At 74.8% G+C, this 6,631-nt stretch carries 3 protein-coding genes; all 3 read left to right on the plus strand.

Going from position 1 to position 6,631, the window contains the following annotated elements; genetic code table 11:
• Nucleotides 1-95: 95 nt before the first annotated feature.
• Nucleotides 96-1,214, plus strand: coding sequence for a hypothetical protein (locus ACIF80_RS26570; RefSeq protein ID WP_399809303.1), 1,119 nt, complete (start codon nt 96-98; stop codon nt 1,212-1,214).
• Nucleotides 1,215-1,262: 48 nt separating this feature from the next.
• Nucleotides 1,263-2,039 carry a TIGR03936 family radical SAM-associated protein gene (locus tag ACIF80_RS26575; RefSeq protein WP_399809306.1) on the plus strand — a complete coding sequence of 259 codons (777 nt, stop codon included), beginning with the start codon at nt 1,263-1,265 and terminating at the stop codon, nt 2,037-2,039.
• Between the two features lie 261 nt (nt 2,040-2,300).
• Nucleotides 2,301-6,491 carry a ribonuclease E/G gene (locus ACIF80_RS26580; RefSeq protein ID WP_399809308.1) on the plus strand — a complete coding sequence of 1,397 codons (4,191 nt, stop codon included), beginning with the start codon at nt 2,301-2,303 and terminating at the stop codon, nt 6,489-6,491.
• The last annotated feature ends 140 nt before the right edge of the window (nt 6,492-6,631 follow it).

A 6,631-nucleotide genomic window follows, 5' to 3' on the forward strand; every position in this document is an offset into this window, starting at 1 on the left:
GAGCAGATTTCTACAGCATTGTAGATTTACGGGTCTTCGTGTGGGCGGGGTGGTGCCGGTGCATCCGAATGGCCTGCCGGGGCGTCCTCCCTTCCATGGACCTGGAGAAGCAGGACGCCGAGAGAACGGCACCGCCCGCACACCGGCCCCCGCCGCGGCAGCCGGAGGCGGGTGAGGGGTGTCTGGTCGTGGCGATCCGCCTGCCGGTGCGTGTCGTCGTCCTCCTCGTGGTCCTGCCGGTGCGGCTGGTGTGGGACGCGGGTGCCGCCGCCGCGCGGTGGCTGGGCCGCGCCGTGTTCCGGCCGCTCGGGCGGGCGCTGCTGTGGGCCGGGCGCGCGGTCTTCGTGTGGCCGCTGGTGGGGCTGTGGCGGTACGTCCTCGTGCCGCTCGGCGGAGCGCTCGCCTGGCTCGGGAACCTGGTGGTCGTCGTGCCTGCCGGGTGGCTGTACCGGTACGTGCTCGTGCCGGTCGGGTCGGCGCTGGTGTGGCTGTACGCGCGCGTGCTGACACCCTTCGGGCACGGGGTGACGTGGGTGGTGCGCGGGATCGTGGCAGTCCTGGCCACGATCGGACTCGGGGTGTTCGCGGTCCTCGCCCGGCTCGCGCGGTACCTCGTCGTCGTGCCCTGCGTGTGGCTGTACACGTGGGTGCTCACGCCCGTCGGGCATGCCGTCGCCCGGTGCGTGAAGGGGCTGGTACGGCTGGCGGGCATGCTCGTCACCGGCATCGGTACGGTTCTGTACTGGATCACCCGGATCCTGTTCGTGCTGCCCCTGCTCGCCGTGTGGCGCTGGGTTCTGGTGCCGGTCGGGCGGGTGCTCGCCGTCGTCGGGCGGGAGATCTGGGACGCCCTCGGGCATGCCTGGCGGGTCGCCGGGTACGTCTCGCTCGCGGTGGGGCGGTTCCTGAGGACTCTTTTCCGGTGGGTCGTCGTGGAACCGGTGCGCTGGGTGTACACGCGTGTCCTGACGCCGGTGGGGCACGTGGTGCGGGACGTGGTGCTGCGGCCCGCCGCCGCGGCGGCGGGTGCCGTGGGACGGGCCGTCCGGCAGTCCCTGGCCTCCGCGCGCCTGACGCTGCGGCAGGCGCGCGCCGACCTCCGCCGGGTGCTCGTCGGGGAACAGCACCCGGCACGGGACGAGAACCGGCGGGAACCTATCGGCGGTGACACGCGTACTCTTGGTAGCAGGACGACCGCACTCACGAAGGACTGAACGACACTGGGCAAGCGACAGCCCGAAGGCCCGCCGCCCGCACCCGCGGTGCAGCGCATCCGACTGCGCTACACCAAGCGCGGCCGCCTCCGGTTCACCAGCCACCGTGACTTCCAGCGTGCCTTCGAGCGCGCGCTGCGCCGTGCCGAGGTGCCGATGGCGTACTCGGCGGGGTTCACGCCGCATCCGAAGGTCTCGTACGCCAATGCCGCACCCACCGGTACGGGCAGTGAGGCGGAGTACCTCGAGATCGCGCTCACCCAGGAGCGCGACCCGGAACTGCTCAGAACGCTCCTCGACGAGTCGCTGCCCACCGGCCTCGACATCGTGGACGCGGTCGAGGCCCGCACCCCGGGGCTCGCCGACCGGCTCACGGCCTCGGTGTGGGAGCTGCGGCTGGACGACGTCGACGCCGAGGAGGCCCGCCGAGCGGTGGACGCCTTCAACACGGCGGAAACCGTCGAGGTGCAGCGCCGGACGAAGAACGGCGTCCGTACGTTCGACGCCCGTTCCGCGGTCGTGGAACTGGAGAGCGTGGAAACGCCCTCATCACCGGCTGATAGGCCGAGCGGTCGGCCCTGTGCGATACTGCGGCTGGTTGTTCGGCACGTGACGCCTGCCGTTCGACCCGACGACGTCCTGTCCGGTCTCCGCGCCGTGGCCGATCTGGCGCCGCCGGTCCCCGCAGCGGTGACCAGGCTGGCGCAGGGGCTGCTCGATGAAGAGACCGGCACGGTGACCGACCCGCTCGCGCCCGACCGCGAGGCAGCAGCGACCGAGCCACATCCGGCCGGTGCCACTGCCACCGCGACGGTGCCGGCGTAAGGAAGGTTCCGCGTAGGGACGGACGTCGTAGCGCCGCCCTCGTACCTCGGGAGCCACCTGGGTCGGGCAGCGCACCCACCACAAGACTTTCGCCAGGCCGTGCGCATTCGGTGTACGGAACCGGCGAGACAGGACACAGAGAGCTCCCGTGCGGCGCCCGCGCCCCGGACGGCGGTAACCGCGCTTCGCGCGAACCGCGGACGTCACCGGCATCGCCGGACCAGGTGCGGCGCCCGGGAGCCTGACGGGAGAAACCCCCGCATGCTCGAACCGACCGAGCCCACAGAGGGCTCCGAACCGAACAGCCCCAGCGACACCCTGCCGCCGCGCCGCCGGCGCCGGGCCGCTTCCCGCCCCGCCGGCCCGCCCGCGACGGCCTCCGGCACGGCGGACGAAACGACCGCTCCGGCCATACCGGCCGCCGAGCCCGCCGACCTGCTCGACGAGAACGACGAGCTCGCGGCTGCGGAAGGCACCGGGGCCGAAACGGCCGCAACACCCGAGCCGGCGGCGGCCCGGGCCGAGGCGCCGGCCGACACGGACGACGCCGCTCCGCGCAGGCGCCGCCGCGTGGCGCGTCGCCCGGCCTCCTCCGCGGGCGAGCAGGAGGTGGCGAACGCCGCCGAGACCGTCGTACCGGCGACCGGGACCCCGGCCGCGCCGGACGCTCCGGCAGCCGAGCCCGCCGCGGACGCCGCGCCGGCCGCGGAAGCGGCCCCGCCGCGTGCGCGCCGTCGTGCCACGCGCCGCGTGACCTCGCCGACGACCACCGTCGCCGGGGCCACCGAGCCGGACCGCGGCGCCGCGAGTGCCGAGAGCACCGTGACCGCGGACAGCCCGCAGACCGCCGACACCGCGGTTGCCTCCGACACCGCGGACACCGCCGGGACCGCCGTCGCCGACGACGCGGCTCCCCGCCGTACCCGGCGTCGTGCCTCGCGTGGTGCCTCCGCCCCCGCGACCACCGAGACGGCGCAGGCCGGTCAGGCCGCTCCGTCCGCCGAGGCCGCCGCCTCCCCCGCCGAGGAGGCGAAGGCTCCCGTGAGCGAGACCACCGGAGAGACCCCGAAGACCCCCGCGACGTCCGAGACGTCCGAGACGTCCGAGACGTCCGAGGTGCCTGCCGCGGAGGACGCCGCTCCGCGCCGCCGTCGCCGTGCGGTCCGCAAGGCCGCCGCGGGGTTCGCCGAGCCCGCCCGGCCCGCCGCAGGGTCGGCCGAAGCCGCCGAGGCCGGGACGACGAAGCGTCCCGCGCGTCCCGCGGTCGCCGTCTTCCAGGCCCCCGTGTTCACCGAGCCCCAGTTCCAGACCCCGGAGCGGGCCGCCGCCGAAGCGGCCGCCGAGGCCGCAGGTGTGGTGGAGCCCGACGATCCGGAGGAGACCGAGGAGCTTCCTGAGGAGCAGCCCGTCGCCTCCCGCCGCCGGCGCCGCCGCCGGGGCGCCGCCGACGAGACCGAGGCGGCACCGGCCGCCCAGGCCGCTTCCGGCGGCAGCACCCGTGCCGAGCCCGCCCCCGACGCCCGCACCGAAGACGCGACGGACGCCGACGCGGACGCCGACGAGCAGGCCGAGGACCACGCGGACGACGACCAGGACGAGAACGAGGGCCCCGGCTCCCGCCGGCGCCGCCGCCGGGGCGGCCGTCGCCGCAGGCGCGGCGAGTCCGCCGAGGCCGACGCCGAGGGCGGCGAGCCCGAGGACGACGCCGAGCACGACACCGAGGACACCGCCGACGGATCCGCCGACGACGCGGAGGACACCGACGAGTCGGCCGAGGACCGTGACGACACGGGCGCCGCGGGCGGCTCCAGCAGCAGCCGGCGCCGTCGTCGCCGGCGCCGCCGGGCCGGGGACGGTGGCGGCGAGGCCGAGGCCTCCGGCGACGATCCCGAGCGCACCGTCGTCAAGGTCCGTGAGCCGCGCAAGGTCTCCGAGCCGTCGGACGAGGTGCAGTCCATCAAGGGCTCCACCCGTCTGGAGGCGAAGAAGCAGCGCCGCCGGGAAGGCCGCGAGCAGGGCCGCCGACGCGTCCCGATCATCACCGAGGCCGAGTTCCTGGCCCGCCGCGAGGCCGTCGAGCGCGTCATGGTGGTCCGGCAGTACGGCGACCGTACGCAGATCGGCGTCCTGGAGGACGGCGTGCTCGTCGAGCACTACGTCAACAAGGAGCAGGCCACCTCGTACGTCGGCAACGTGTACCTCGGCAAGGTGCAGAACGTGCTGCCGTCGATGGAGGCCGCCTTCATCGACATCGGCAAGGGCCGCAACGCCGTGCTCTACGCCGGTGAGGTCAACTTCGAGGCGCTGGGCATGGCCAACGGCCCGCGCCGGATCGAGGCCGCGCTGAAGTCCGGCCAGTCGGTCCTCGCCCAGGTGACGAAGGACCCGATCGGCCACAAGGGCGCCCGTCTGACCAGCCAGGTCTCCCTCCCGGGCCGCTACCTCGTGTACGTCCCCGAGGGCTCGATGACCGGCATCAGCCGCAAGCTGCCCGACACCGAGCGGGCCCGGCTGAAGACCATCCTCAAGAAGGTCGTCCCCGAGGACGCGGGCGTCATCGTGCGCACCGCCGCCGAGGGCGCGAGCGAGGACGAGCTGCGCCGTGACGTCGAGCGGCTGCAGGCGCAGTGGGAGGAGATCAAGAAGAAGTCCAGGAACGGCGGCAGCTCGAACGCGCCGACGCTGCTGTACGGCGAGCCGGACATGACCGTCCGGGTCGTGCGGGACATCTTCAACGAGGACTTCTCCAAGGTCATCGTCAGTGGCGACGAGGCCTGGGAGACCATCCACGGGTATGTCGCGCACGTCGCGCCCGACCTGGCCGACCGGCTGCAGAAGTGGACCAGCGAGGTCGACGTCTTCGCCACGTACCGGATCGACGAGCAGCTCGCCAAGGCGCTCGACCGCAAGGTCTGGCTGCCCAGCGGCGGTTCGCTGGTGATCGACCGGACCGAGGCGATGGTCGTCATCGACGTCAACACCGGCAAGTTCACCGGCCAGGGCGGCAACCTCGAGGAGACGGTCACCAGGAACAACCTGGAGGCGGCCGAGGAGATCGTGCGCCAGCTGCGGCTGCGCGACCTCGGCGGCATCATCGTCATCGACTTCATCGACATGGTCCTGGAGTCCAACCGGGACCTGGTGCTGCGGCGCCTGCTTGAGTGCCTGGGCCGGGACCGTACGAAGCACCAGGTCGCCGAGGTGACCTCGCTGGGCCTGGTGCAGATGACCCGCAAGCGGGTCGGCCAGGGCCTGCTGGAGTCGTTCTCGGAGACCTGCGTCCACTGCAACGGGCGCGGTGTCATCGTCCACCTGGACCAGCCCACCTCCACCGGAGGCGGCGGCAAGCGCAGGAAGCGGGCGCGGGCCGGGGCCGGGGAGCACATCCACGAGCACGAGGCCGACGTCGTCACGACGGCGGAGCAGGAGGCGGAAGCGGAGACGGAGGCCGAGGTCGCCGCCGAGGCCGCCGAGCCGGTCGCGCTTCCGGCCCCCGAGTACACCCCCGACGAGGAGCTGTACAGCAGCGCCGCCGAGGCGGAGGCCGCGGCCACCCGCGGACGCACCCGCCGCCGGACCAGCCGGAGGGCCTCGGCCCCCGCGGGCGCCCCGAGGCGCGAGGAGCGCCGCCGCGAGCCGGCCGCCGCCGAGACCACGGACGCGGCCACCGCCGAGGAGCTGTCGGTCCAGGTGCCGACGGCTCAGGACACGACGGCCGCGCAGGAAGCCGCGCGTCCGGTGCAGCCGGAGCCGGCCGCCGAGGCGTACGCCGTACCGGCCGCCGCCGAGGACCCGGTCGTCGAGGCCCCCACTGAGGCACCCGCTGCCGAGGAGGCCGCTCCCAAGGGCCGTACGCGCCGCCGGGCCACCCGCAAGGTGTCCGCGCCGGCCGGTTCCCCGGCGGGCGCCGAGGCCGCGGTGGTGACGGTCACGGAGACCGTTCCCACGGCCGCCCCGCCGGAGCCCGAGCAGGTGGCCGAGCCGGTGGCCGGGCAGTCCCCGGCCGAGGCGCCCGAGGCGGCGGCCGAGACCGCCGCGCCGCCGCGCCCGCGCCGCCGCGCGGTGCGCAAGCCGACCGTGTCCACCGCGTCCGAGGAGGCGGCCGTCGTGGTCGTCCCGTCGGCCACGGCGGACCAGGCGGCCCCGGTGGACGGGGCGGCAGCGGTCGCCACCGAGGCGGAGACCGTCGAGGAAGCCGCCGAGGAGACGGCTCCGGCCAGGAAGACCGCCCGCGCGACGGCCAAGAAGGCCACGGCCAAGAAGGCCGCCACGAAGAAGGCGACGACGGCCAAGAAGACGACGACGGCGAAGAAGACCGCCGCCAAGAAGACGACGGTCAAGAAGGCAGCCGCCAAGACCACCAAGTCGGCTGCGAAGAAGACGACGGCGAAGAAGACCGCGGCAGCGGCCCAGCAGCCGTCGCCCTCGGTCACGGCGTCGACGGAGGACTGATCAGGACCCGTCCGACGGGGCGGCACGCGGGGAGGGGGGGGGGGGGGGGGGGGGGCGGGGGCGGCCCCCCCCCCCCCCCCGCCCCCCCCCGCCGCCCCCCGCCCCCCCCCGCCCCCCCCCCCCCCCCCCCGGCGCGGCCG

Origin of the sequence: Streptomyces sp. NPDC085927 (assembly GCF_044540975.1) — a bacterium.
In the GTDB taxonomy this organism is placed as follows: Bacteria; Actinomycetota; Actinomycetes; order Streptomycetales; family Streptomycetaceae; genus Streptomyces; species Streptomyces hirsutus.

Bases quoted from the DNA above. Each gene is read 5' to 3' on its own strand.
- ACIF80_RS26570 (WP_399809303.1), top strand. From the start codon at position 96: ATGGACCTGGAGAAGCAGGACGCCGAGAGAACGGCACCGCCCGCACAC.
- ACIF80_RS26580 (WP_399809308.1), top strand. From the start codon at position 2,301: ATGCTCGAACCGACCGAGCCCACAGAGGGCTCCGAACCGAACAGCCCC.